At 71.7% G+C, this 24,638-nt stretch carries 23 protein-coding genes and 1 tRNA gene; 16 read left to right on the forward strand and 8 right to left on the reverse strand.

Going from position 1 to position 24,638, the window contains the following annotated elements; all coding sequences use genetic code 11:
* The first annotated feature begins 50 nt into the window (after positions 1-50).
* The 5 genes from NUH29_RS12090 to NUH29_RS12110 are packed head-to-tail and all read left to right on the forward strand — an operon-like array spanning position 51 to position 3,980.
* Complete coding sequence (locus tag NUH29_RS12090) at positions 51-833, forward strand: fumarylacetoacetate hydrolase family protein (RefSeq protein WP_258799434.1); 783 nt, start codon at positions 51-53, stop codon at positions 831-833.
* The gene (locus NUH29_RS12095; RefSeq protein ID WP_258799435.1) at positions 830-2,089 is read left to right on the forward strand and encodes an MFS transporter; all 1,260 of its coding nucleotides are present in this window, start codon (positions 830-832) and stop codon (positions 2,087-2,089) included. The genes NUH29_RS12090 and NUH29_RS12095 overlap by 4 nt, the downstream gene beginning before the upstream one ends.
* A complete protein-coding gene (locus NUH29_RS12100; RefSeq protein ID WP_258799436.1) occupies positions 2,086-3,123 on the forward strand; it encodes a YeiH family protein in 1,038 nt (345 codons plus the stop codon). The genes NUH29_RS12095 and NUH29_RS12100 overlap by 4 nt, the downstream gene beginning before the upstream one ends.
* Positions 3,124-3,173: 50 nt before the next feature.
* Positions 3,174-3,506 carry a hypothetical protein gene (locus NUH29_RS12105; protein WP_258799437.1) on the forward strand — a complete coding sequence of 111 codons (333 nt, stop codon included), beginning with the start codon at positions 3,174-3,176 and terminating at the stop codon, positions 3,504-3,506.
* A 36-nt stretch (positions 3,507-3,542) separates the two neighbouring features.
* Positions 3,543-3,980, forward strand: coding sequence for a YdeI/OmpD-associated family protein (locus NUH29_RS12110; RefSeq protein ID WP_258799438.1), 438 nt, complete (start codon positions 3,543-3,545; stop codon positions 3,978-3,980).
* On the opposite strand, the gene NUH29_RS12115 is transcribed toward NUH29_RS12110, so the two are convergent.
* The 6 genes from NUH29_RS12115 to NUH29_RS12140 all read right to left on the reverse strand — a co-directional run bounded on the left by NUH29_RS12115 (position 3,981) and on the right by NUH29_RS12140 (position 11,218).
* The gene (locus NUH29_RS12115; protein WP_258799439.1) at positions 3,981-5,006 is read right to left on the reverse strand and encodes a LacI family DNA-binding transcriptional regulator; all 1,026 of its coding nucleotides are present in this window, start codon (positions 5,004-5,006) and stop codon (positions 3,981-3,983) included.
* Complete coding sequence (locus NUH29_RS12120) at positions 5,003-6,517, reverse strand: sugar ABC transporter ATP-binding protein (RefSeq protein ID WP_258799440.1); 1,515 nt, start codon at positions 6,515-6,517, stop codon at positions 5,003-5,005. Before NUH29_RS12120 ends, NUH29_RS12115 begins: the two co-directional genes overlap by 4 nt.
* A 48-nt stretch (positions 6,518-6,565) precedes the next feature.
* The gene (locus NUH29_RS12125) at positions 6,566-7,582 is read right to left on the reverse strand and encodes an ABC transporter permease subunit (protein WP_258799441.1); all 1,017 of its coding nucleotides are present in this window, start codon (positions 7,580-7,582) and stop codon (positions 6,566-6,568) included.
* The gene (locus NUH29_RS12130; protein ID WP_258799442.1) at positions 7,579-8,607 is read right to left on the reverse strand and encodes an ABC transporter permease; all 1,029 of its coding nucleotides are present in this window, start codon (positions 8,605-8,607) and stop codon (positions 7,579-7,581) included. Before NUH29_RS12130 ends, NUH29_RS12125 begins: the two co-directional genes overlap by 4 nt.
* Positions 8,604-10,154 carry a sugar ABC transporter ATP-binding protein gene (locus NUH29_RS12135; protein WP_258799443.1) on the reverse strand — a complete coding sequence of 517 codons (1,551 nt, stop codon included), beginning with the start codon at positions 10,152-10,154 and terminating at the stop codon, positions 8,604-8,606. Before NUH29_RS12135 ends, NUH29_RS12130 begins: the two co-directional genes overlap by 4 nt.
* 89 nt (positions 10,155-10,243) lie before the next feature.
* Positions 10,244-11,218, reverse strand: a complete 975-nt coding sequence (locus NUH29_RS12140) for an ABC transporter substrate-binding protein (RefSeq protein ID WP_258799444.1) — start codon at positions 11,216-11,218, stop codon at positions 10,244-10,246.
* A gap of 274 nt (positions 11,219-11,492) precedes the next feature.
* Here NUH29_RS12140 and NUH29_RS12145 point away from each other — a divergent pair, with 274 nt between their 5' ends.
* The 4 genes from NUH29_RS12145 to araA all read left to right on the forward strand — a co-directional run bounded on the left by NUH29_RS12145 (position 11,493) and on the right by araA (position 16,473).
* Entirely contained in the window at positions 11,493-12,506 is a 1,014-nt protein-coding gene (locus NUH29_RS12145; protein ID WP_258799445.1) for a LacI family DNA-binding transcriptional regulator, read from the forward strand.
* A gap of 184 nt (positions 12,507-12,690) precedes the next feature.
* Complete coding sequence (locus NUH29_RS12150) at positions 12,691-14,268, forward strand: xylulokinase (protein ID WP_258799446.1); 1,578 nt, start codon at positions 12,691-12,693, stop codon at positions 14,266-14,268.
* The gene (locus tag NUH29_RS12155; protein ID WP_258799447.1) at positions 14,261-14,959 is read left to right on the forward strand and encodes an L-ribulose-5-phosphate 4-epimerase; all 699 of its coding nucleotides are present in this window, start codon (positions 14,261-14,263) and stop codon (positions 14,957-14,959) included. Before NUH29_RS12150 ends, NUH29_RS12155 begins: the two co-directional genes overlap by 8 nt.
* The gene (araA, locus tag NUH29_RS12160) at positions 14,956-16,473 is read left to right on the forward strand and encodes an L-arabinose isomerase (protein WP_258799448.1); all 1,518 of its coding nucleotides are present in this window, start codon (positions 14,956-14,958) and stop codon (positions 16,471-16,473) included. Before NUH29_RS12155 ends, araA begins: the two co-directional genes overlap by 4 nt.
* Positions 16,474-16,678: 205 nt before the next feature.
* Here the strand turns inward: araA and NUH29_RS12165 are convergent, their stop codons facing one another.
* Complete coding sequence (locus NUH29_RS12165; protein WP_258799449.1) at positions 16,679-17,209, reverse strand: LysR substrate-binding domain-containing protein; 531 nt, start codon at positions 17,207-17,209, stop codon at positions 16,679-16,681.
* 23 nt (positions 17,210-17,232) lie between these two features.
* Here NUH29_RS12165 and NUH29_RS12170 point away from each other — a divergent pair, with 23 nt between their 5' ends.
* The 3 genes from NUH29_RS12170 to NUH29_RS12180 all read left to right on the forward strand — a co-directional run bounded on the left by NUH29_RS12170 (position 17,233) and on the right by NUH29_RS12180 (position 20,136).
* A complete protein-coding gene (locus NUH29_RS12170) occupies positions 17,233-17,610 on the forward strand; it encodes a DUF5997 family protein (protein WP_258799450.1) in 378 nt (125 codons plus the stop codon).
* A 123-nt stretch (positions 17,611-17,733) separates the two neighbouring features.
* Positions 17,734-19,329: a M28 family metallopeptidase gene (locus NUH29_RS12175; RefSeq protein ID WP_258799451.1), complete on the forward strand. Its 1,596-nt coding sequence runs from the start codon at positions 17,734-17,736 to the stop codon at positions 19,327-19,329.
* 48 nt (positions 19,330-19,377) lie between these two features.
* On the forward strand, positions 19,378-20,136 hold the full coding sequence (locus NUH29_RS12180) for a DarT ssDNA thymidine ADP-ribosyltransferase family protein (protein WP_258799453.1): 759 nt from the start codon (positions 19,378-19,380) through the stop codon (positions 20,134-20,136).
* 42 nt (positions 20,137-20,178) lie between these two features.
* On the opposite strand, the gene NUH29_RS12185 is transcribed toward NUH29_RS12180, so the two are convergent.
* Positions 20,179-20,631, reverse strand: coding sequence for a pyridoxamine 5'-phosphate oxidase family protein (locus tag NUH29_RS12185; RefSeq protein ID WP_258799454.1), 453 nt, complete (start codon positions 20,629-20,631; stop codon positions 20,179-20,181).
* A gap of 71 nt (positions 20,632-20,702) precedes the next feature.
* Here NUH29_RS12185 and NUH29_RS12190 point away from each other — a divergent pair, with 71 nt between their 5' ends.
* The 4 genes from NUH29_RS12190 to NUH29_RS12205 all read left to right on the forward strand — a co-directional run bounded on the left by NUH29_RS12190 (position 20,703) and on the right by NUH29_RS12205 (position 24,560).
* Entirely contained in the window at positions 20,703-21,572 is an 870-nt protein-coding gene (locus NUH29_RS12190) for an EamA family transporter (RefSeq protein ID WP_258799455.1), read from the forward strand.
* A gap of 27 nt (positions 21,573-21,599) precedes the next feature.
* Complete coding sequence (gltX, locus tag NUH29_RS12195; protein WP_258799456.1) at positions 21,600-23,105, forward strand: glutamate--tRNA ligase; 1,506 nt, start codon at positions 21,600-21,602, stop codon at positions 23,103-23,105.
* A 96-nt stretch (positions 23,106-23,201) separates the two neighbouring features.
* Positions 23,202-23,273 (forward strand) — tRNA-Gln (locus NUH29_RS12200).
* A 477-nt stretch (positions 23,274-23,750) separates the two neighbouring features.
* Positions 23,751-24,560: an ABC transporter substrate-binding protein gene (locus NUH29_RS12205; protein ID WP_258799457.1), complete on the forward strand. Its 810-nt coding sequence runs from the start codon at positions 23,751-23,753 to the stop codon at positions 24,558-24,560.
* Positions 24,561-24,638 lie beyond the last annotated feature (78 nt).

Raw genomic sequence — 24,638 nt, forward strand, 5'->3', positions numbered from 1 at the left:
CGCGGCACGTGCGCACAAGACAGCCACGGAGGCGGCGATAGGCTCGGAGGGTGAGAGTCGCGCGCTTCAGCACCGGAGGGGACCCGCGCTACGGCATCGTGGACGATGACGAGCTCGTGGTGCTCGCGGGCGATCCGATGTTCGCGGGCTTCGACACCACGGGCGAGCGCATCCCGCTCGCGGACGCCCGGCTGCTGGCGCCCGTCATCCCGCGGTCGAAGGTGGTCTGCGTCGGCCTCAACTACGCCGAGCACCGCAAGGACATGGCGAACGTCGACGCCCCCGAGAACCCGCTGATCTTCCTGAAGCCCAACACCGCGGTGGTCGGCCCCGGCGACCCCATCCGCATCCCGCCCGTCGAGGGGCGCATCACCCACGAGGGCGAGCTGGTGGTCGTCATCGGCAGGATCGCCAAGCAGGTGCCGGCCGAGCGCTGGGCCGACTACGTGTTCGGCTACACGATCGGCAACGACGTCTCGGCACGCGACCAGATGTTCGCCGACGGTCAGTGGGCGCGGGCGAAGGGCTACGACACCTTCGCGCCCATCGGCCCGTGGATCGAGACCGAGCTCGACCCCGACGGTCTCGAGATCACCACCTGGGTCGACGGCGAGCCGCGCCGCCACGGCAACACGCGCGACCTGATCCACAAGATCCCCGAGCTGATCGCCTACATCTCGGACGTCTGGACCCTGCTGCCCGGCGACATCATCATGACCGGCACGCCGTCGGGGCTCGGCGGCTTCGTGCACGGACAGACCGTCGACATCCGGATCGAGGGGATCGGCACCCTCAGCAACCCCGCGCTGAACCGCGACGAGCCGGCGGGGTGACCGAGCCCCCGGCCGCGGAGCCGTCGGCGCAGCTCACCGAGTCGGAGATCGCCCGGGTGCGCAGGCGCAGCCGGGCGGCCATCATCGCGGGTCAGGTGCTCGCCGGGATCGGCATGGGCTCGACGCTCTCCGCCGGAGCCCTCCTCATCACCCAGGTGTCCGGATCCGAGACCCTGTCGGGCATGGCCGCCACGATGGCGACCATCGGCGCGGCCGTGGCCGCCGTGCCGCTCGCGGCCCTCGCCACCCGCCGGGGCCGTGCTCCGGCGCTCGCCACCGGTGCCGCGATCGCGGCGTTCGGCGCGGTCGTCGGGCTCGTCGCGGCGATCGTCGGGCTGACGCCACTGCTGCTCGTCGGCATCGTGCTGCTCGGGGTCGGCACAGCGGTCAACCTCCAGGCGCGCTTCGCGGCGACCGACCTCTCCGAGCCGGGGCGGCGCGGGCGCGACCTGTCGATCGTGGTGTGGTCGACGACCGTCGGCGCGGTGCTCGGACCGAACCTCATCGGCCCCGGGGACGCGGTGGGACAGGCGATCGGGCTGCCCCCGCTCGCCGGCGCCTACCTGTTCACGATCACGGCGCAGCTCATCGCGGCGGCCGTGTACCTCCTCGGGCTGCGGCCCGACCCGCTGCGACTCGCCACCCGGATCGGGTTGGAGCGACCGGCGTCGCCCGAGGCGGCGCCCCGCACGGCGGACACGGGCGGCATCGCGACGGGCATGATCGCGACGTCGCTCAGCCACGCCACGATGGTGTCGGTCATGGCGATGACGCCCGTGCACCTCGTGCACCACGGCGCGAGCCTCGAACTGGTCGGCTTCACGATCAGCCTCCACGTGCTCGGCATGTACGCGCTCTCGCCCCTGTGGGGCGTGCTCGCCGACCGACTGGGACGGGAGGCCACCATCGCGATCGGGCAGGTGCTGCTGCTCGGCGCTCTGCTGCTGCTCGCCGTCGGGTCCGAGTCGGAACTGTGGGTGGCGGTCGGGTTGTTCACGATCGGCGTCGGCTGGAGCGCGGCGAGCGTCGCCGGTTCCACGCTCATCAGCGAGTCCGTCGACGTGCTCGGTCGCGCGCGCATCCAGGGACGCGCCGACCTGCTCATGTCGTCGGCGGGCGCGCTCGGCGGGGCGGCCGCCGGCCTGGTGCTGGCGCAGCTCGGCTACGGCGGCCTCGCGCTCGCGGCGACCGCGCTCGTCGCGATCGTGCTGGTCACGCTCGTCGCCCGGACGGTGCGCCGCAAGGTCGTGGCATGACCCGCATCCGACCCCTGGTCGCCGGTGTCGGGCTCGCGCTCACGGGGTCCGCCCTCGCATGGCTCGTGCACCTGGTGCTCCCCGCGGTGCCCTGGCTCACCGCGGCCTTCGTGATCGGCGTCGTGCTCGCGTGCCTGCCCCCGCTGCGCCCGACCCTCGACGGGCCGCTCAAGCCGGGGCTCGCCTACGCGGCGCGCGGGCTGCTGCGCGTCGGCATCGTGCTGCTGGGGCTCGACCTCGCGCTCGCCGACATCGCGGCGCTCGGCGTGTGGGGGGTGCTCGCGATCGTCGCGCTCGTGGCGCTCGCCTTCGCCGCCACCTACGGCATCGCGCGGGCGCTGCGCCTGCCCGGAGACGAGCCGATCCTGCTCGCCGCCGGCTTCTCGATCTGCGGCGTCTCCGCGGTCGGGGCGATGGCCGCCGCGCGGCGGCGTCCCGCATCCGTCACTCGAGAAATGCAGGAGACGGCGACTCCGACTGCCCTGGTGACCCTGTTCGGCACCCTCGCGATCGTCGTTCTTCCTGCATTTTCGACAGTGGCCGACGCGCTCGGATGGCACATGGGCGAGCGCTTCTTCGGCGCGTGGGTGGGCGCGAGCGTGCACGACGTCGGGCAGGTGGTGGCGACGGCGCAGACGGCCGGGGCGGTCGCGCTCGCCGCCGCCGTGGTGGTGAAGCTCACCCGGGTGCTCATGCTCGCGCCGATGGTCGCGATCGCCTCGCTCCACACGCGCCGCGTCGTGCGCGCGTCGGGGGATAGCGCGGGGACGCTGCCGCCGGTCGTGCCGCTGTTCATCGTCGGGTTCGTGCTGCTGGTGCTGGTGCGCTCGTTCCTGCCGGTGCCGGAGTCGGTGGTCGAGGTGGTCGACGTCGTGCGCAACGCGCTGCTCGCTGCGGCCCTCGTCGGCATCGGCGCGGGACTGCGCCTCGAGCGCCTGGTGCGATCGGGGGGACGGGCGATCGCCGCGGGCGCGCTCGCGTGGCTCGTGATCCTGGCGCTGGGGCTCGGCGTCGCATGGGTTGTGACCGTCTGAACGGGTGACTCGCGGCATCCGTCCAGCCGAGCTGGCGCATGCTGGGAGTCATGGCGCAGCCCCCTCTCGATCCCACCCGGATGCGGGATCAGCCGGCGCTCACGAGCTCACGGGGACTGTCGTGGCTCGTGCTCGGCGGGCTGCTGACCCTCATCGCCCTCGGCGTGCTCGTGCCGATGGCGGTGCTGCGGATGCCGCCCTTCGCGGTGCCCGGGACCGCCGCGGTCGTGGTCGCGGTGCTCTACCTGTGCATGATCATCGTGCGCTTCGCGACGCCGCCGTCGCGGCTGCGGCTCGCACTGCTCGCGGTCGACATGCTCGCGATCGCATTCGTCACGCTGCTCGCGGTGCTGCTCGTGGCCGAGCGCGCCACCCTCACCTGACTGGTCGCCGGGGGCGGGCCGCGGCATGATCGCAGCATGAGGTTCGAGACGACGCTCCACCAGACCGGCAACAACACGGGCATCGAGGTGCCGCCCGAGCTGGTGGACCAGCTCGGCGCGGGCAGGCGCCCGGCGGTGCTGATCACGGTCAACGGCTTCCGCTACCCGTCCACGATCGCCTCGATGGGCGGCCGGTTCCTCATCCCGTTCAGCTCGGACAAGCGCGCCGCGACCGGCCTGGCGGGCGGCGACGCGATCGTCGTGGAGCTGGAGGTCGACAGCGCGCCGCGCGTCGTCGAGCCGACGCCCGATCTCGCGGAGGCCCTCGCCGCGAACACGGCCGCCGCGGCCGCATGGGAGAAGCTCGCGCCGAGCCACCGCAAGGCGCACGTCACCTCGATCGAGGCGGCGAAGGCCCCCGAGACCCGCGCCCGGCGCGTGGCCGCGGCCGTCGAGAAGCTCGCCGCCGGCTGATCAGACCGCGCGGGTCGACTCGCGGAGGATGAGCCGGGTGGGCAGCGGGGTGTCCTCGGTGACCGTCTCGGGGTCCTCCACCGCGATGAGGACCTTCTGCATGATGAGACCGCCAAGCGCCGCGAAGTCCTGCCGCACGGTCGTGAGCGGGGGATAGAGGTAGCCGGCCTCGGGCACGTCGTCGAAGCCGACGACGCTGACGTCCTCGGGCACCCGGATGCCGCGCTCGCGGAAGGCGGAGAGCAGGCCGATCGCCATGTGGTCGTTCGCGACGAACACCGCCTCGCCGGGTTCGACGCCGAGGTCGGGCCCGAGACGGTGACCGCTCTCGGCCGACCAGTCGCCGCGCGGGGGCTCCACGATGTCGAGCCGCCGGGCGATGAGCTCGTCGCGCCATCCCCGCTCGCGCTCGATCGCATCCGGATTGCCCGCGGGACCCGCCAGATGCAGGATGCGCGTGTGCCCGAGCTCGGCGAGGTGCCGCACCGCGGCTCGCGCGCCCCGGTACTGGTCGATCGACACGATGAGCGGGCTCGGACGCGGCGACGCGGCGACCGCGACGACGGGGATCGACAGCTCGAGCCCGCGCACCACCTCGAGCACACCCACGTCGACGACGATGAGCACGATGGCGTCGACCCGCTGCCGCAGCAGCGACTCGACCACCTGCCGGACGGCGCCGGGGTCGTCGTCGAGCGAGCTGACGGCCTCGACGTTGTAGCGGGCGGCGCGGGCGGCGAAGTTGAAGTGCATCGCGATCGAGCTCGGACCGTAGTCGGAGACGCCCGGTGAGACGAGCCCGATCGTGCGGGTGCGCCGGGTGACGAGGGCGCGGGCGGCGGGGGAGGGGCTGTACCGCAGCTGGGCGATGGCCTGCTCGACCCGCGCGCGCGTCGCCGGGCGCACGTTCGGAAGATCGTTGAGCACGCGCGACACGGTCTGGTGCGAGACCCCCGCGAGGCGTGCGACGTCGAAGATGTTGGCGGCGCGCGCGCCCTTGTCGTCCTGGCTCACCGCGCCGCTCACCCCTCGTCGTCCGGTCGGGCGACCATCGCGAGCAGCGAGTCGACGGTGAGCGAGTCGGCGGCGTGGCTGCCGACGAGCTCGCCGCCGCGCATGACGAGCACCCGGTTGGAGACGCGCAGCACCTCCTCGAGCTCGGCGGAGATGAACATGACCGACAGGCCGTTGTCGGCGAGCTCCGTCACCAGGTTCTGGATCTCGACCTTGGCGCCCACGTCGATGCCGCGCGTCGGCTCGTCGAGCACGAGCGCGCGCGGCGCGAGGGCGAGCAACCGGGCGAGCAGCAGCTTCTGCTGGTTGCCCCCCGACAGCGTGCCCGCCGCGCGTTCCGGGTCGGACGGGCGGATGTCGAGCGCGTCGATCCAGCTGGCGGCCAGCTCGCGTTCGCGCGACGCGGGGATGCGGTGGAGGATGCCGCGCTGCGCCTGCAGAGCGAGCGTGATGTTCTCGCGGATCGAGAGTTCGCTGATGATGCCGTCGGTGCGCCGGTTCTCGGACGAGTACACGACCCCCAGCGAGATCGCCTGCCGCGGCTGACGCGGATGCCGGGGCGTGCCCGCGATCCGGATGACGCCCGAGGTGATGCCGTCGACGCCCGTGATCGCGCGGGCGAGCTCGCTGCGACCCGATCCGAGCAGCCCGGCGACCCCGAGCACCTCGCCCTCGACGAGGTCCACGTCGACGCCGTCGATGCCGGGCGCCTCGATCCCCCGGGCGCTCAGGTACGGCGCGGTCAGCTCGGCGGTCGGCGGGTCGCTGCGCTGGCGGGTGACGAGCTCGCCCGAGCTGCGCCCGAGCATCTTCTGCACCAGGTCGATGCGCAGCAGCTCACGGGTGAGGTACTCGCCGACCAGCCTCCCCCCGCGCAGCACGGTGACCCGGTCGCAGATCTCGTACACCTGGTCGAGGAAGTGCGACACGAACAGGATCGCGACGCCGCGCTGCTTGAGCTCGCGGATCACCCGGAACAGCTCGGCCACCTCGTCGAGGTCGAGGCTGGACGTCGGCTCGTCGAGCACGAGCACCTTCACCTCGGTCGAGATGGCGCGCGCGATCGCGACGAGCTGCTGCACCGCGAGCGAGTGGGTGCCGAGCAGCGACGCGGGGTCGATGTCGAGTCCCAGGTCGACGAGCACCCCGCGGGCGGCGGTGCGCATCCGCCGCCAGTCGATGACTCCGAGGTGCCGCGGTTCGCGCCCCAGCCAGATGTTCTCGGCGACCGTGAGATTCGGCAGCAGGTCGATCTCCTGGTAGACCGTCGAGATCCCTGCGGCGAGGGCGTCGTGGGGGGTCGAGAAGCGCACCTGCTCGCCGTGCAGCCGGATCACGCCGGCGTCGAGCGGCAGGGCGCCGGTGAGCGCCTTGATGAGGGTCGACTTGCCCGCGCCGTTCTCGCCCATGAGCGAGTGCACCTCGCCCGCGAACATCCGGAAGTCGACGCGGTCGAGCGCCAGCTCGGCCGGGAAGCGCACCGTGGCTCCCACGACCTCGACGACGGGCGCCTGATCGACCATGGTCATATCATGCCGGGATGCGCGGCCCACCTCGGTGCGGCACGGGCGCTACCGCCGGTTCGATCGGGCGACGATGACGCGCTGCACCACCACGAACATGAGCAGCAGGGCGCCGATCGAGATGCGGGTCCACGACTGGTCGGCGCCGAGGAACGAGATCACCGTCTTGATGGTGCCGTAGACGAAGACGCCGATCATCGATCCGACGACGTAGCCCGAGCCGCCCGTCAGCAGGGTGCCGCCGATGACGACCGCCGCGATCGTGTCGAGCTCGGTGCCGATGCCGTTGAGCGGATACGACGCCCCCGTGTACGCGGTGAAGACGACGCCCGCGAGCCCCGCGCACACCCCGCTCACGACGTAGGCGAGCAGCTTGGTGCGCACGACAGGCAGACCCATCAGCCGCGCCGACTGCTCGCTGCCGCCGATCGCGTAGATCGTGCGACCGAATCGCGTGAAGGCGAGCACGAGCGCTCCGACGAGCACCACGAGCAGCGCGATGATGCCGGTCGGGGTGATGTACCAGCTGCCGACGCCGGCCTGCAGTCGGGTGGACTGCAGCCAGAGGATGGCGCCGTCCTCGACCTTGATCGAGTCGAGGCTCACCATGAACGCGAGGCCGCGCGCGGCGAACATCGCGGCGAGCGAGGCGATGAACGGCTGCACGTCGAAGTACTGCACGAGCACGCCGATGGCGAGGCCGAACGCGGCGCCGAGCAGCAGCATGATCGGCACGACCGCGGCGCTCGGCATTCCGTCGCGCATGAGGCTCGCCCCGAACATGCCGGTGAAGGCCATCACCGCCCCGACGGAGAGGTCGATGCCGCCGGTGAGGATCACGAAGGTCATGCCGACCGCGAGGATGAAGAGGTACGCGTTGTCGAGCAGCAGCGCCGAGATGACGCGCGGCGTCAGGATGTTGCCGAAATACGCCTGCGCGGCCGCGAAGATGACGACGAGCAGCACGACCGCCGCGAACACGGGCACCCAGGAGGCGCGGCGGCTGAGGAACCGCCTCACGACGCCGGTGGGCGCCTTCTCGGTCGTCACGGGAACGCTGGTCATCGGGCGACCTCCGGCTTCTTCGGGCGCAGGGCCTGCGCAAGTTTCGCGACGGCCCCGCGGAGGCGCTGCGACTGGACGAGCACGACGATCACGACGACGATCGCGAGGAACAGGGGGGCGACCGCCGAGGGCACCCCGAGGAACAGGATCGTCGAGCGCAGCGTCTCGATCGTGAAGACGCCGACCACGGTGCCGGCGACCGTGAACTTGCCGCCCGCGAGCGAGGTGCCCCCGAGCACGACCGCGAGGATCGCGTACAGCTCGATGTAGAGGCCGGCGGCGTTGGCATCCGCCGCCATGATGTTCGAGGTGTACAGGATGCCGGCGAACCCGGCGAGCACGCCGCTCGCCGCGTACGCGCCCCAGATGATGCCGCGCGCCCGCACACCCGCCAACCGGCTCGCCTCGGGGTTGATGCCGACCGCCTCGGTCAGCACGCCGAGGGCCGTGCGCCGCTCGATGAGGGCGACGATCACGATGGCGGCGATCGAGACGAAGAACGCGAACGGCAGTCCGATCACGTAGCCCTGCGCCATGAACTTGTAGGGGGCGGAGTTGATGGTGGTGATGAAGCCGCCCGTGATGAGCAGCGCGACCCCGCGCCCCGCGAGCATGAGCACCAGGGTGGCGATGATCGGCTGCACGCCGACGACCGCCACCAGGAAGCCGTTCCAGATGCCGAGCAGCAGGCTCACCAGCACTCCCACCAGGATCGCGACGAGCACGGTGCCGAGGTCGTCGGGGGAGGGGGAGTCGGCGATGATCGTGAGGGCCACCGCGCCCGAGACCGCCATGATCGCGCCGACCGAGAGGTCGATGCCGCGGGTCGCGATCACGATCATCATGCCGAGCGACACGAGCATGAGCGGGGCGCTGTTGCGCAGGATGTCGATGAGCGCCCCGTAGAGCTGCCCGTTCTGCACGGTGATGCTGATGAAGCTGGGGCGTGCGATCGTGTTCAGCACGATGAGCGCCAGCAGCGCGATCACCGGCCAGAACATCCGGTGCCTGAGGATCTTCTTCATGCCACGCTCTCCGGGCTCTCCTGGGTGTCGTGCTCTTCCGCGATGAAGGCGACGAGATCGTCGACGTCGGTGTCGTGCGAGGTGAGTTCGCCGATCTTACGACGATCCCGCATCACCACGATGCGTTGTGCGATGCGCACCACCTCCTCGAGCTCCGAGGAGATGAAGACGACGCCGAGCCCCTGCTCGCTGAGCTCCGCGACCTTGCGCTGGATGTCGGCCTTGGCGCCCACGTCGATGCCGCGCGTCGGCTCGTCGAGGATGATGAGCTGCGGGGCGGTCGCGAGCCAGCGCGCGAGCAGCACCTTCTGCTGGTTGCCGCCGGACAGGTTGCGGATGAGGGCGTTCGGGTTCGCCGGCCGCACGCCGAGCGCCTGGATGTACTCCTCGACGATGGCGTCCTGCTCCGCCTTGCGGAGCTTGCGCAGCGCGCCGCGCTTGGCCTGGATGCCGAGCACGATGTTCTCGGCGACGGTGAGGTCGCCGACGATGCCCTCGGCCCGGCGGTCCTCCGAGGAGAACGCGATGCGCCGGTCGATCGCGTGCCGCGGGTTGGTGATGCGCGCGGGGCGCCCGCGCACCTCGACGCGTCCGGCATCCGCGCGGTCGGCGCCGTACAGCAGCCGCACGAGCTCGGTGCGGCCGGAGCCGAGCAGCCCCGCGATGCCGACCACCTCGCCGTCGTAGACCTCCACGTCGGCGGGTTCGAGCACGCCGCGGCGTCCGATGCCGGTGGCGCGGATGACGGGGTCGCCGCCGCGGTCGATCTCGCGGTCGGCGCTGCGGGAGATCGCGGCGAACTCGTCGAGTTCGCGGCCGATCATCTTCGCGATGAGCTCGGCGCGGGGCAGCTCGGCGACCGGGTACTCGCCGACGAGCGCACCGTTGCGCAGCACCGTGAGGCGGTCGGAGATCTCGTAGACCTGGTCGAGGAAGTGGGTGACGAACAGGATGGCGACGCCGCGGTCGCGCAGACCCCGGATGACGCCGAAGAGCTGGTCGACCTCGCCGCGGTCGAGGCTCGAGGTGGGCTCGTCGAGCACGAGCACGCGGGAGTCGGTGACCATCGCGCGACTGATGGCGACGAGCTGTTGCACGGCGATGGAGTGTGCGGCGAGCAGCGAGCGGGTGTCGATGCGCACGCCGAGCCCTTCGAGGTGACGCTCCGCCTCGCGGTGGGTCGACTTCCAGTCGATGCCGAACGGGCCGCGGACCTCGTGGCCCAGCATGACGTTCTCGCCCACCGAGAGGTTCGTGCAGAGGTTGACCTCCTGGTACACCGTCGAGATGCCGGCGGCCTGCGCATCCGAGGTGCCGCGGAAGGTGCGCGGGGTGCCCTCGACGACGATGGTGCCCGCGTCGATCGGGTAGACGCCGGTCAGCGCCTTGATGAGGGTCGACTTGCCGGCGCCGTTCTCACCCATCAGGGTGTGCACCTCGCCCCCGCGCAGCGTCAGGTCGACGCCGTCGAGCGCCTTGACGCCCGGGAACTCGATCGTGATGCCGCGCATCTGGGCGATCGGGCGGGCTTCGGTGTCCGCGGCCATGGAGCTTCCTCGCTTCGTTTCGTGAGTTCCGCCGGGGACCGGTGCGCCCCGGTCCCCGGCGGATGTGGTGTCGCTGTGGACGGATCCGCTCAGTACGGACGCGTCGGCAGCGCTTCCTTCGCCTGGTCCTGGTCGAAGGACTGGTCGGGCACGATCTCGCGCTTCTCGACGCTGTCCCCGGCCACGACCTTCTTGACGAGGTCGGCGACCTTCTCGCCCAGCAGCGGGTTGCACTCGACGATGTAGTTGAACTTGCCGTCGGCGAGAGCCTGCATGCCGTCGTGCACCGCGTCGATCGTCACGATCTTGATGTCCTGGCCGGGCACGAGGCCGGCCGCGGTGATCGCGTCGAGGGCGCCGAGGCCCATGTCGTCGTTGTGCGCGAACAGGATGTTGATCTGGTTGCCGTACTTCTGCAGGAAGCCCTCCATGACCTTCTTGCCGCCGTCGCGCGTGAAGTCGCCGGTCTGCGAGTCGAGCACGTTGATGTCGGTGCCCTCGATCGCCTTGTCGAAACCGGTCGCGCGGTCGAGCGCGGCGGACGAACCCGTGGTGCCCTCGAGCACGACGAGGTTCTGGGCCTGGCCGTCGAAGTTGTCCTTCACCCAGGTGCCGGCGGTCTCGCCCTCCTTCTCGAAGTCGAGGCCGACCCAGCTGGCGTACAGGTCGTCGCTCGCCGAGACCGTGCGGTCCTCGAGGATGACCGGGATGCCGGCGTCCTTGGCCTCCGTGAGCACGTCGTCCCAGCCGTCGACCGTGATCGGCGCGATGACGATCGCGTCGACGCCCTGGTTGATGAAGCTGCGGACGGCCGCGATCTGGGCCTCCTGCTTGTTGTCGGCCGCGTTGAAGACCAGCTTGAAGCCGTTCTCCTCGGAGAGGGCGGTCTTGAGCGACTCGGTGTTGGCCGAGCGCCAGCCCGACTCGGAGCCGGTCTGCGCGAAGCCGACGGTGATGAGGTCGTCGCCCCCGCCGCCTCCGCCGCTGCCGCCGTCGGACGCGCATCCGGTCATCGCGAGAGCAACGGCTCCCGCGAGGGCCACGCCCGCCAGGATCTTCTTCATGACAGAACCTCCTCGTTCTGATTCCGGCGTCGATGCCGGGTGTTGGGGTGGTGGTGCCTCTTGGCGCGATGCCCGCCCCGCGGGGTGGCATCGGCTGAATGTTAGCCTTCACAATTCCTCTCAGCGCAAGCATCACTCAGTAACGGTTCGGTAACGCACCTTGAATTCGTTGCGTTTCCTGGGTCGGGAGGCGGTCGTCGGTGTGAGCGCTCCCGTGAGCCTTCACATTTCGGGGCGGCCGCTTCGCTCCCGCGGCGCCGCTACTGTGACCTCCGTGGCGGAACGAACGCGGAACCCGAGCATGCACGACGTCGCCGCGCTCGCGGGCGTCAGCCACATCACGGTGTCCCGTGTGCTCAACGACTACCCCTCGATCCGGCCCGAGACCCGCGAGCGGGTGCGCGCGGCCATCGCCGAGCTCGGCTACCGCCGCAACCTCGCCGCCCGCGCCCTCGTCACGAGCCGCACCCGCGCGATCGGCGTGCTCTCGCCCGAGGTCGCCCAGCACGGACCCGCCTCCAGCGTGCTCGCCGTCGAGCGCGCGGCGCGGGAGCGCGGCTACCACCCCCTGGTGACCGCCGCCGCGGTCGAGCACGACGCCACCGTCGCCGCCCTCGGGTTCCTGCTCGACCAGGCGGTCGAGGCGCTCGTCGTGATCGCCCCGCACGAGACGGTGCTCGCCGCCATCCGCGACCTCGACATCCGGGTGCCGCTCGTGACCCTGCAGGCGCCGCAGCGTCCCGGCGGGATCGGCGTCGACCAGGCCGAGGGGTCGCGGCTCGCGACCCGGCACCTGCTGGATCTCGGGCACACCCGCATCCAGCACCTCGCCGGACCCGACGGCTACCTCGAGGCGAGCGCCCGGCGCGACGGCTTCGCGGGGGCGATGGCGGACGCGGGTGCGACGCCGGGCGCGGAGCTCGCCGGCGACTGGAGCGCGGCATCCGGATTCGCGGCGGCCGCACTTCTCGAGGCCGACACGACGGCGGTCGTGGCGGCGAACGACCAGATGGCGATCGGCCTCATCGCAGCGCTCACGGATGCGGGGCGCCGCGTGCCCGAGGAGGTCTCGGTGGTCGGGTTCGACGACGTTCCCGAGGCCGCCTACGTGCGCCCGGCGCTGACCACGGTGCACCAGGACTTCGAGCTCGTGGGCCGCCGGGCGGTCGAGGAGCTGCTCGCCCGGCTCGCCCCGGAGGGTGCCGCGGCCGCCGCGCCCGCCGCCGCCGCATCCGCCGTCATCCCGCCGCGCCTCGTGGTCCGCGCCTCCACCGCCGCCCCGCGCTGACCCGACCGCCCTCAGAAATGCAGGAGAAATCCGGTGGGCGCCGCCGCGTGGCCCGGATCGACGGGGTGACTCGGCGAGGTCTCCTGCATTTCTGAAGACGGGGTCGGAGTTGAGATAGCATGGCCGAGTTCGTTAACGTGAACATCCAGCATCTGCCCCGACCGGCGAGGAGGCCGCGACGCCTATGAGCGCGCAGACGTATCTGGGGATCGAGCTCGGGTCGACCCGCATCAAGGCGTGCCTCGTCGACGCCGACGGGGCGACCGTCGCGACCGGGTCGCACGCCTGGGAGAACCGGCTCGAGAACGGGCTCTGGACCTACTCGCTCGACGAGGTGCGCAGCGGACTGCAGGCCGCGTACGCCGACCTTGTCGCCGCGCTCGGCGAGGCCCCGACCTCGTTCGGGGCGGTCGGCGTCTCGGCGATGATGCACGGCTACCTCACCTTCGACGCGGCGGGCGAGCTGCTCGTGCCGTTCCGCACCTGGCGCAACACCAACACCGGGCCCGCCGCCGCCGAGCTCTCCGCGGCCCTCGGCGTCAACATCCCGCTCCGCTGGTCGATCGCGCATCTGCACCAGGCGGTGCTCGACGCCGAGCCGCACGTGGCGGCCGTCGCGAACGTGACCACGCTCGCCGGCTACGTGCACCGTCTGCTCACCGGGCGCCACGTGCTCGGCGTGGGCGACGCGTCGGGCATGTTCCCCATCGACCCCGCGACCGGCGGCTACGACCCCCGACTGATCGCCATCGCCGAGGAGCGCCTGAGCGCGGCGGGCGCCGGCTTCGCGCTCGCCGAGCTGCTCCCCGAGGTGCTGCCGGCGGGAGCGGATGCGGGAGAGCTGACCCCCGAGGGCGCCGCGCTGCTCGACCCGACCGGCGCCCTGCGCGCCGGCATCCCGCTCGCGCCGCCCGAGGGCGACGCCGGAACCGGCATGGTCGCGACGAACGCCGTGCGCGCCCGCACCGCCAACGTGAGCGCCGGCACCAGCATCTTCGCGATGGTGGTGCTCGAGCGCGCGCTGCCCGAGCAGAGCCCCGACATCGACGTCGTCACGACCCCCGACGGCAGCCCCGTCGCGATGGTGCACTGCAACAACGGCTCGAGCGAGCTCGGCGCCTGGGTCGGGGTGTTCCAGGAGTTCGCCGCCGCCATCGGATCGACCGCGACCCCCGACGAGGTCTTCGCGGCCGTGCTCGGCGGCGCCCTCGACGCCGACTCCGAGGGACTCCTCGCCTACAACCTGCTCTCCGGCGAACCCATCGCCGGTACCGACGAGGGGCGCCCCCTCGTCGTGCGCACCCCCGGATCGCGGCTCAGCCTCGCCTCCTTCGGCCGCGCGCAGCTGTTCTCGGTGTTCGCCGCGCTGAGCGTCGGGATGCGGGAACTCGCCGCGCAGCAGGTCGGGCTCGACACGGCCGTCGCCCACGGCGGGCTGTTCCGCACCGGCGGCGTCGCGCAGCGCGCGCTCGCGGCCGCGCTCGGCGCCCCCGTCGCCGTCGGCGAGACCGCGGGGGAGGGCGGCGCCTGGGGCATCGCCCTGCTCGCCGCCTACCGCCACGCGGTCGCCGAAGGCGAGACCCGCCCGCTGCCCGACTGGCTCGACCAGACCGTCTTCGCGGATGCGGCGACCAGTGTCGTCGCCCCCACCGCATCCGAGGTGGCCGCCTACGCCGCCTACCTCGACACCTGGCAGGCGGGGCTCCCCATCGAGCACGCCGCCATCGCCACCCTGAGCTCGAAGGAGACCGCAGATGACTGACCTCGACGACGCCATCCGCACGACGCGCGAGAGCGTCGCCGCGCTGCACGCCGAGCTGACCCGCTACGGGCTGGTGATCTGGACCGGCGGCAACATCTCGGGGCGCGTTCCCGGCGCCGAGCTGTTCGTCATCAAGCCGAGCGGGGTGAGCTACGACGAGCTCGCACCCGACAACATGATCCTCTGCGACCTCGACGGCAACGTCGTCGCGGGCACCCCGGGCTCGGAGCGCAGCCCCTCGAGCGACACCGCCGCCCACGCCTACGTGTACCGCAACATGCCCCACATCGGCGGGGTCGTGCACACCCACTCGACCTACGCCACGGCGTGGGCGGCACGCGGCGAGGCGATCCCGTGCGTCATCACCGGCATGGCCGACGAGTTCGGCGGCGAGATCCCCGTCGGACCGTTCGCCATCATCGGCGACGACTCGATCGGCCGCGGCATCGTCGCCACCCTCGACGGGCATCGCTCGCGCGCCGTGCTCATGCAGAACCACGGCGTCTTCACCATCGGCAAGGACGCGAAGGACGCGGTGAAGGCCGCCGTCATGTGCGAGGACGTCGCCCGCACCATCCACATCTCCCGGCAGCTGGGCGAGCCGCTGCCGATCCCGCAGGAGAGCATCGACGCGCTCTTCGACCGCTACCAGAACGTCTACGGACAAGCCCCCCAGGGAGAACTGCAGTGACCTCGATCATCCCCGAGCTGACGAACTACACCGTCTGGTTCCTCACCGGAAGCCAGGACCTCTACGGCGAGGAGACCCTGCGCCAGGTCGCCGAGCAGTCGCAGGGGGTCGTCGACCTGCTGCGGGGTGCGTCCGACATCCCCGTGACGATCGAGTGGAAGCCGGTGCTGAAGAGCTCGGACGCCATCCGCCGCGCCATGATCGACGCGAACTCCGACGACTCGGTGATCGGTGTCATCACCTGGATGCACACCTTCAGCCCGTCGAAGATGTGGATCCATGGCTTCGACGCGCTGCAGAAGCCGCTGCTGCACTTCCACACGCAGGCGAACGTCGCCCTGCCCTGGTCGGAGATCGACTTCGACTTCATGAACCTCAACCAGGCCGCCCACGGCGACCGCGAGCACGGCTACATCCTCAGCCGCATGTCGGTGCCGCGGAAGACGGTCGTGGGCCACGCCTCCGATCCCGCCGTCACGGCGGCGATCGGCACCTGGACCCGCGCGGCCGCCGGATGGCATGCCTCGCAGGGAATGAAGGTCGCGCGCTTCGGCGACAACATGCGCAATGTCGCCGTGACCGAAGGCGACAAGACCGAGGCCGAGATCCGCCTCGGCGTCAGCATCAACACCTGGGGCGTGAACGAGCTCGTCGCGCGGGTCGACGCGCAGGCCGATGCCGACATCGACGCGCTCGTCGAGGTCTACCTCGCCGAGTACGAGGTGGCGGCCGAGCTGCTGCCCGGCGGCGCCCGCCACGAGTCGCTGCGCTACGGTGCCGCCACCGAGCTGGGCCTGCGCTCCATCCTCGAAGAGGTGGGCGCGAGCGCCTTCACCGACAGCTTCGAAGACCTCGGCGATCTGTTGCAGCTCCCGGGTCTCGCCGTGCAGCGGCTCATGGCCGACGGCTACGGCTTCGGCGCCGAAGGCGACTGGAAGACGGCCGTGCTCGTGCGCATCGCCGCCGTCATGGGTGCGGGCCTCCCGGGCGGGGCGAGCCTCATGGAGGACTACACCTACGACATGACGCCGGGCGACGAGCTCATCCTCGGCGCCCACATGCTCGAGGTCTCGCCCGCCCTGACGACGGCGAAGGCCAGCCTCGAGATCCACCCGCTCGGCATCGGCGGCAAGGACGACCCCGTGCGCCTCGTCTTCACCGCGGATGCCGGCCCCGCCGTCGTCGTCGCGCTGAGCGACCAGCGCGAGCGCTTCCGTCTCGTGGCGAACGCCGTGACCAACGTGGTCCCGCCGGCGTCGCTCCCGAAGCTCCCGGTCGGCCGCGCCGTCTGGAAGCCGGCGCCCGACTTCCGCACCAGCGCCACCTCGTGGCTCATCGCCGGTGCCGCGCACCACACCGTCATGACGAACCAGGTCGGGATCGAGGCGTGGGAGGACTTCGCCCGCATCGCCGGGGTCGAGCTGCTCGTCATCGACGAATCGACCACGGTGCGCTCGTTCGAGGACCAGGTGCGGGCGAACGCCGCCTACTACCGCCTCGCCCAGGGTCTCTAGCACTCAGGCCGCTTCGCGGAGGCGGGGAGGGGTTCGCGAGGCGCATGCCCCCGCGCGCCTGGACGGCGCGCTCCCGCCCGACCCGATGCCAGCGCCTCGCAAACCCCTCCCCGCCCCCGCTGCGCTCCGAGTAGGCGTCATCCCCGACGCAGGTGGTCGAGGAGCGCCGGGCGCAGCCCGACGCGTCTCGAGACCACCGTCCCCGCTAGCGACTCGAGTTGGGGGTGCGGCCGCGCACGATACCGACGAAGGCGTCGACGCGCGGGTCGTCGGATGCGCGCGGCCAGGCGAGACCGATCCCCGAGTCGGGTGCGTCGGTCAGCGGGCGCGAGACCACGTCGCGGCGGGAGTGGGCCCGGGCGACCGACATCGGCATGAGCGCGAGGCCCACGTTCGCGGCGACCAGCTCGACGGTGTCGGCGCCCTGGCCCTCGAGCATCGTCTCGCCGTCGAGGTCGGCGAGCGAGAGCTCCTCGAAGGTGGCGACCGGGTGGTCCTTGGGGGCGACCACGACCGGGCGCTCGCGGTAGAGGGGGATCACGTGGAACTCGTCGTCGGCGGCCACGTCGCGCAGCAGCGCCATGTGCGCCGTGCCGTCGCGCAGGGCGGCGACCGCCGCATCCTGGGGGAGCGGGCGCACCTCGAGGCGCTCGCGCCGCATCCGCTCGCCCCACACGCGCTCCCACTTGCCGGGGGTGACGCCCGGCACGAATGCGACGACGAAGGGCAGGGGCACGCTCCCGAGGCTACCCTCGGAGCATGACCGACGAGCCGCGGGAAGACCGCCGCCAGCAGCCCAAGCCTCCGAAGGCCCAGTTCCTCTCGGCGCAGACCGCGGCGAAGAAGCTCGGCATCTACCTGCCGGGCGCACCGGCCGACTTCCAGGAGGCGCAGCACTCCCGCGACGAGCTCGCGGCGCTCCAGGCCGACCCGCCCGAGTGGCTGCGCACGCTGCGCAGCGAGGGCCCGCATCCGCGGTCGGAGGTCTCGCGCCGCCTCGGCATCACGAACTCGGGCCTCGCGCGCGCCGGCGTGTCGGACGCCATGACGACCGCCGAGATCCAGGCGCTCATCGCCGAGCCCCCGCAGTGGCTGCAGCAGGAGCGCGCCCGCGTGCGCCGCGCCGAGAACCCCTGAGCGGCATCCCCTCCGCCGTCCTCGCGTGAGGACATTCTCATGCCGTCTACCCCCGAACGGGGGGTACGGTCGGATGAACTGTGCCGCCCGAACCGCGGGCGGTGCGCGTGAGAAGGGGAACACGTGAATACACGGAAGCGCCGCATCCTCGCGGCGACGGGAATCCTGACGGGGGCGATCCTCACCGTCGGCTTCGCCGCACCGGCGACCGCGGGCGGCTGGCCCGGCCACGGGGGTGGCCACGGACACGACACCGGATCGGCGACGCTGCGCAAGGCGGTCACCGCCGACTCGATCCAGCACCACCTGCAGAAGCTGCAGCAGATCGCGGATGCCAACGGCGGCACGCGCGCTGCCGGCACGCCCGGCCACGAGCAGTCGGCAGCGTACATCGAACGGCTCATGAAGCTCGCGGGGTACCAGACCGAGCGCCAGCCGTTCAGCTACGAGAAGGTGAACATCGACCGGGCTGAGTTCTCGCAGCTCACCCCGACCCCGACCGACTACGCGCTCGAGGACGAGTTCTATCCGATGGACTACTCGGGTGAGGGCTCCGTCGACGGTGCCGCGGTCACCCCGGTCGACATCAACCTCGACGGCGACCGCGCCTCCAGCTCCGGCTGCGAGGCCGAGGACTTCGCCGACTTCCCGGCGGGCGACATCGCGCTCATCCAGCGCGGCACGTGCGCCTTCGCCGACAAGGCGGCGAACGCGGAGGCCGCGGGGGCCGTCGGCGTCGTCATCTTCAACCAGGGCAACGAGGTGCCGGGCGACGACCGCTTCGGCGTGCTGTTCGGCACGCTCGGCGAGCTGGGCGTGACCATCCCGGTGCTCGGCACCAGCTTCGAGGTGGGGGAGTCGTTCGCCCTCGCGGAGGCGCCGACCGCGCGGATCGTGCTCGAGACGAGCCAGGTCACGGTGGACACCTTCAACCTCATCGCCACGAGCAGGAAGGGCGACCCGACGAAGCAGGTCGTGGTCGGGGCGCACCTCGACTCCGTACCCGCCGGGCCGGGCATCAACGACAACGGCTCCGGATCGGCGACCCTCCTCGAAGTGGCGCTGAAGCTCGCCGTGACCAAGTCGAAGCCCGCCAACCAGCTCGTGTTCGCGTGGTGGTCGGGCGAGGAGGACGGGCTCCAGGGCTCGAACTACTACGTGTCGCAGCTGTCGGAGGAGCAGGCCGCGAACACCGCGGTGAACCTCAACTTCGACATGCTCGGTTCGCCGAACCCCGTGCGGTTCGTCTACGACGGCGACGGCGACGCGTTCGGCGAGGCGGGCCCCGACGGCTCGGCCGAGATCGAGCAGACCTTCCTCGACTACTTCGCCTCGCAGGGTCTCGCGACCGCGCCGACCGCATTCGACGGACGCAGCGACTACTTCGCGTTCATCGACGCCGGCATCCCCGCGGGCGGCCTGTTCACGGGCGCCGAGGGCATCAAGACCGACGAGGAGGCCGCGATCTTCGGCGGCACCGCCGGCGAGCCCTACGACCCCTGCTACCACCAGGCGTGCGACACGGTCGACAACGTCGACCCCGTCGTGCTCGAGCAGATGGCCGACGGCGTGGCCCACGCGGTGTACACCTACGGGGCCGTGAAGACCTCCGGGTGGGGTCACCACGACCGCGGAAAGTGGAACTCCTGGCACCGCGACCACGGATTCGACGGTCGTGGCTTCCACGGATCGCACGGAGACAGCGCCGGCAAGCGCTAGCCGCCCGCCCGTGCCCGCCACCCCTCCCGCGTGACGTAGCGTGGAGGGGTGGCGGAGTGCATCCATGGGTTCGACGAGGGTCTCTGCGACGTCTGCTTCCCGCGCACGCCGGTGACCCCGACTCGGGTGGCGCCGACGCGGACCGCGACCGCCCGCACGCCCGGCCGTCCGGCCGCGCGCACGGCGGCGTCGGTCGGCGCTCCCGCGTCGCTGCGGCTGCCCGGGCGGCGCGTGCAGCACGTGACGCATCTGCGCACGCTCGAGTCGATCGCGCTCGACGGCGAGCTGCGCGCCGACGCGGAGCCCGACGTCGACGTGAGCTCGGCGACGACGCGCGAGCTGCGCGCCACCGCCACGGTGCCCGACGGGCGCAGCGTGGCGTCGCTCGTGGCGTTCTCCATCGCTCCCGACTCCACACGCTGGCAGGAGCTCCGCGAGGGTGCGCTCGGCAGCCACTGGTCGGACGCCGCCCGCGCCGCGAAGCCGACCGAGTTCGCGATCCTCGCCCTCCCGGTCGATGCTCTCGGATCCGACGTCGTGTTCGCCGACGGGGATGCGGGCGCCGTGGCGACGCGGTTCGCCGCCGGTGTCGAGGCCGGCACCGCGGCGCTGCGCCGCCTGCACGCGAGCGACCCCGAGTTCCGGGACGCCGAGCTGCTCGTCGCCGGTCCCGTGCCGATCGACGCGATCGCGGTCATCACCGTCGCGAACGATCGCGTGCGCGACGAGGTGCGCGCGCTGTTCGCGGATGCCGGGCGGCCGGTTCCCCGCATCGCGGTCTACCCGCCCGCCTTCGCCGTCGACTAGACCGCTCCTCCCGGGGGCGCGCCCGACGGCATCCCGGCGCGATCAGAACCGCTCGGGCTCGGGAGCGCGGCGGAAGCGACGCCCGCTCACGCGCCGGGGGCGGATGCGCACCCAGCGGTACTTGAGCGTCGGCACCCACGGGGTCAGCGGCAACCGCTCCGCCTCGTCGATCTCGGCGCCGTGCTCCAGCCGCTCCGCGATTCCCTTGACGACGACGCTGAACGCCTCGCCGGCATCCCACCCGTCGATCTCGAGCGCGACGTCGGGGTTCACCGTCAGCTCGACCAGCTTCGTGCCGGGCGCCGTGCGGAACCAGAGGGCGCCGTCGTGCACCGCGAAGTTGAGCGGGAAGATGTCGATCTCGCCGCCCGCCGCCAGGGCGATCCGTCCCATCGGGGCGAGCTCCAGCAGCTCCCAGCACTCGCGTTCGTCGAGCACCTCGACCGGGTTCGTGTCGTCGACCATGACGCCCTCCTTCGGATCGGACACCCCCATCGTCCGCCGTTCGCCGCACCCGGGACAGGGCCGTTGGGCCCGGGGTCGTCGGAGTCCGCTTGAATGGCCACATGCTCGTCCTCGTCGGACTCACAGCCGCGGTCGTGTACGGCGTCTCCGACTTCCTCGGCGGCCTCGGGTCGCGTCGTGTCCCCCCGCTGTTCGTGAGCCTCGTGAGCTTCGTGGCGGCGGCGGTGCCGATCGCGGTGCTCACCCCCGCGGTCGGCTCGGTGTGGTCGTGGCAGGTGGTGCTGCTCGGGGCGCTCGCGGGCCTCGCCGGCGCGGTCGCCATCTGGGCGTTCTACGCGGCGCTCGCGATCGGGCCGATGAGCGTGATCTCGCCCACGACCGCCGCCGTGTCGGCACTCATCCCGGGGGTGGTCGGCATCGCCCGGGGGGAGCGCTTCGCCCCGCTCGGCTACGTCGCCCTCGCGGCGCTCGTCGTGGCGGCGGTGCTGCTGGGCGTGACCCGCGAGCAGCAGGGCGGTCGGGTCGGCGTGCGGGTCGTGGTGCTCGCGGTCGCCTCGGGCGTCGGCTTCGGCGGGTACAACGTGGTGATGGAGTGGACGCCGCCCGAGTCCGAGTACGCGCCGCTGCTCGTCGACCTCGTGGTCGGCGCGGTGCTCTTCGCGGCGGTGCTCGCCGTGCTCCGCGCCCGCGGCGGCACCTGGTGGGGATCCCCGGACGCCCCGCCGATCGCCGATCGCCGACCTGGCCTCGGCTTCGCCGTCGGAGCCGGACTGCTGATGGCGGTCGCCAACGCGCTGCTCGTCTGGGGGCTGCATCAGGGGCAGCTCGCGATCATGGGCGTGCTCGCCTCGCTCTACCCCCTCGGAACGGTGCTGCTCGCCCTCACCGTGCTGCGCGAACGGCTCACCCCGGTGCAGGTCGCCGGAGTCGCCCTCGCGCTCGCCGCATCCGCCGCCCTCGCCCTCAGCTGACCGCCCGCGCCGGTAGGATCGAGCACGATGTCGCTCCCCTTCTCGCAGGCGACGGGCACCGACGTGCGCGTCCGCTTCTGCCCCTCTCCCACCGGCACCCCCCACGTCGGGATGGTGCGCACCGCGCTCTTCAACTGGGCCTACGCCCGGCACACCGGCGGCAAGCTCGTGTTCCGCGTGGAGGACACGGATGCCGCCCGCGACAGCGAGGAGAGCTACCTGCAGCTCATCGACGCGCTGAGCTGGCTCGGCATCGACTGGGATGAGGGCGTCGAGAAGGGCGGCCCGCACGGCCCCTACCGGCAGTCGCAGCGCACCGACATCTACCTCGAGCTGGTGGAGCGGCTGAAGGCCTCCGGTCACCTCTACGAGAGCTTCGTGACGCCGGAGGAGATGGAGGCGCGCAACGTCGCCGCCGGCCGCGATCCCCGCCAGGGCTACGACAACTTCGAGCGCGAGCTGACCGACGAGCAGCGGGCCGCGTTCCGCGCCGAGGGTCGGCAGCCGAGCCTGCGGCTGCGGGTTCCCGACACCGAGCTCGGCTTCCACGACCTCATCCGCGGCGAGATCACCTTCCCGGCCGGCAGCTTCACCGACTTCGTCGTGGTGCGTCCGAACGGCGCACCGCTCTACACCTTCGTGAACCCGGTCGACGACGCGCTGATGGGCGTGACGCACGTGTTCCGCGGCGAGGACATCCTCTCGTCCACCCCCCGGCAGATCGCTCTGTATCTCGCGCTCATCGAGATCGGCGTGACCGACTTCATCCCGCAGTACGCGCACATGCCGCTCGTCTACGGCGAGGGGGCGAAGAAGCTCAGCAAGCGCGACCCCGAGTCGAACCTGTTCCACCACCGCGACCGGGGCTTCATCCCGGAGGGGCTGCTCAACTACCTGGCCCTGCTCGGCTGGTCGATCGCGGCCGACCGCGACGTGTTCTCGACGTCCGAGTTCACGGCGGCGTTCGACATCCGCGACGTGAACCCCAACCCGGCCCGCTTCGACCAGAAGAAGGCCGACGCGATCAACGGCGACCACATCCGGATGCTGGAGCCGGCCGACTTCGAGCAGCGCATCGTCCCGTATCTCGAGGGCTACCTGGCCGATCCGCCGACCGAGGCCCAGCGCGCGATCCTGCGCGAGGCGGCCCCGCTCGTGCAGGAGCGCGTCACCGTGCTCGGCGAGGCGCGCGGCATGCTCGCGTTCCTGTTCACCGACGACGACGCGCTCGAGTTCGAGGCGGATGCGCTGCCGAAGGACGTCGACGAGGCCCGCCTCGTGCTCGACGCCTCGGAGGCCGCGCTCGAGCAGCTGGACGCGTTCGGTCGGGTCGAGATCGAGGAGGCGCTGCGCGCCGCCCTGCTCGCGCCGGTCGAAGAGGGCGGGCCCGGGCTGAAGCCCCGCACCGCCTTCGGGCCGCTGCGCACCGCCATCTCCGGACGCCGCATCAGCCCGCCGCTGTTCGAGTCGATGGAGATCCTCGGCAAGGAGTCGACCCTCGCCCGGCTGGAGCGTTTCCGTCGCTCTCTCTGACCCCGCGCCCGTCCGGAGCAGCCCGCTCCGTAGGGTAAAGTGTCTAGTCGGCCCGGGTCCGCCCGGGCGTCACCGCCCGGCTCCGGCCGGAACCGGTGGGGTATGGTGTAATTGGCAACACGGCTGATTCTGGTTCAGTTGTTCTTGGTTCGAGTCCAGGTACCCCAGCTTCGAAACCCTCGCTCCGGCGGGGGTTTCTTCGTGTCCGGGGTTCTTCGCGGGGGCCGCTTCCGCGGTGCACGGCATGCGCGCGTCTCGGCTTCATTCAAGAGTTTCGTGACGCTCGTCACAAAACTCTTGACAATCATCGGGGGGTGCCAGACCATGACTCTGTCAACACGGTGAGGTGTCGACCGCGCGGTGAGGGACTCGTCGTGGCGGTCCGACGCAGCATCGCGCGGACGCCCACCCCACAACGAGAGGCCTGTTCGATGAAGAAAGCCCTGACCGCCCTCGCGCTCGGCGCCGCAGCCGCCCTGGCGCTGACCGGGTGCACCGACTCCGCCGCGGGTCCGTCCACCGCCCCGACCGACTCCTCCTCGGGCGAGCTGCGCACGGTCCGCGTCGCCGCCCTCCCGATCGCCGAGACGGGCGCCCTGTGGGCCGCCCCTCCCGATCGCCGAGACGGGCGCCCTGTGGGCCGCCATGGACGAGGGGATCTTCGCCGACCACGGCCTCGAGATCGAGGTGGTGCCCGCCCAGGGCGGTGCCCAGGCCATCCCGGGCCTCGTCAACGGCGACATCGAGTTCGCCATCGGCCAGCCCTTCGGACCGTTCCGTGCCGAGCTCGCCGACCTCGGCGCACCGATCATCGGCAACTACGCGAGCGCGCTCCCCGAGAGCGAGGGCAAAGACGTCAACGCGGTCGTCGCGCTGGCATCGTCCGGGATCACCGGGCCCGCCGACCTGGCCGGCAAGCGGGTCTCGGTCAACAGCCTCGGCGCCGCGGGAGACGTGACCATCATGAAGGCGGTGGAGGACGCCGGCGGCGACCCGTCGACGATCCAGTTCGTCGAGGTCGCGTTCCCCGACGCCCAGGCGCAGCTCGAAGCCGGCAACATCGACGCTGCATGGGTGCCCGATCCCTTCATGTCGCAGATCGCCGGGAGCGGCGGCACGATCGTGGTCTACCCCTATCAGGCGACCATCCCCGGCCTCTCGCTGCTCACCAACATCACGACCCAGAAGCTCATCGACGACGACCCGGAGCTGGTGTCCGACTACGCGGCCGCCATGAAGGAGGCGCTCGACTGGGCGCAGCAGAACCCGGATGCGGTGCGCGCGGCGATCGTGAAGAACATGGGCATCCCGGAGGCCGCTGCCGCCGGGATCACCCTGCCGGTGTTCACCGCCGAGGTCGATCAGAACGGCATCGAGCAGCTCGCCGACCTGGCCGTGAAGTTCGGGGTGCTCCCCGAGACGCCCGACTTCTCGAAGGTGTTCAGCATCCAGTAGTGGACGGACGGGTGCGGGGTGCCTCACCCTGAGGTACCCCGCACCCGCGTCTCGCCCGTCGTCCATCCGCCCACCGGA

It is taken from the genome of Protaetiibacter mangrovi, from assembly GCF_024752305.1.
In the GTDB taxonomy this organism is placed as follows: Bacteria; Actinomycetota; Actinomycetes; order Actinomycetales; family Microbacteriaceae; genus Homoserinibacter; species Homoserinibacter mangrovi.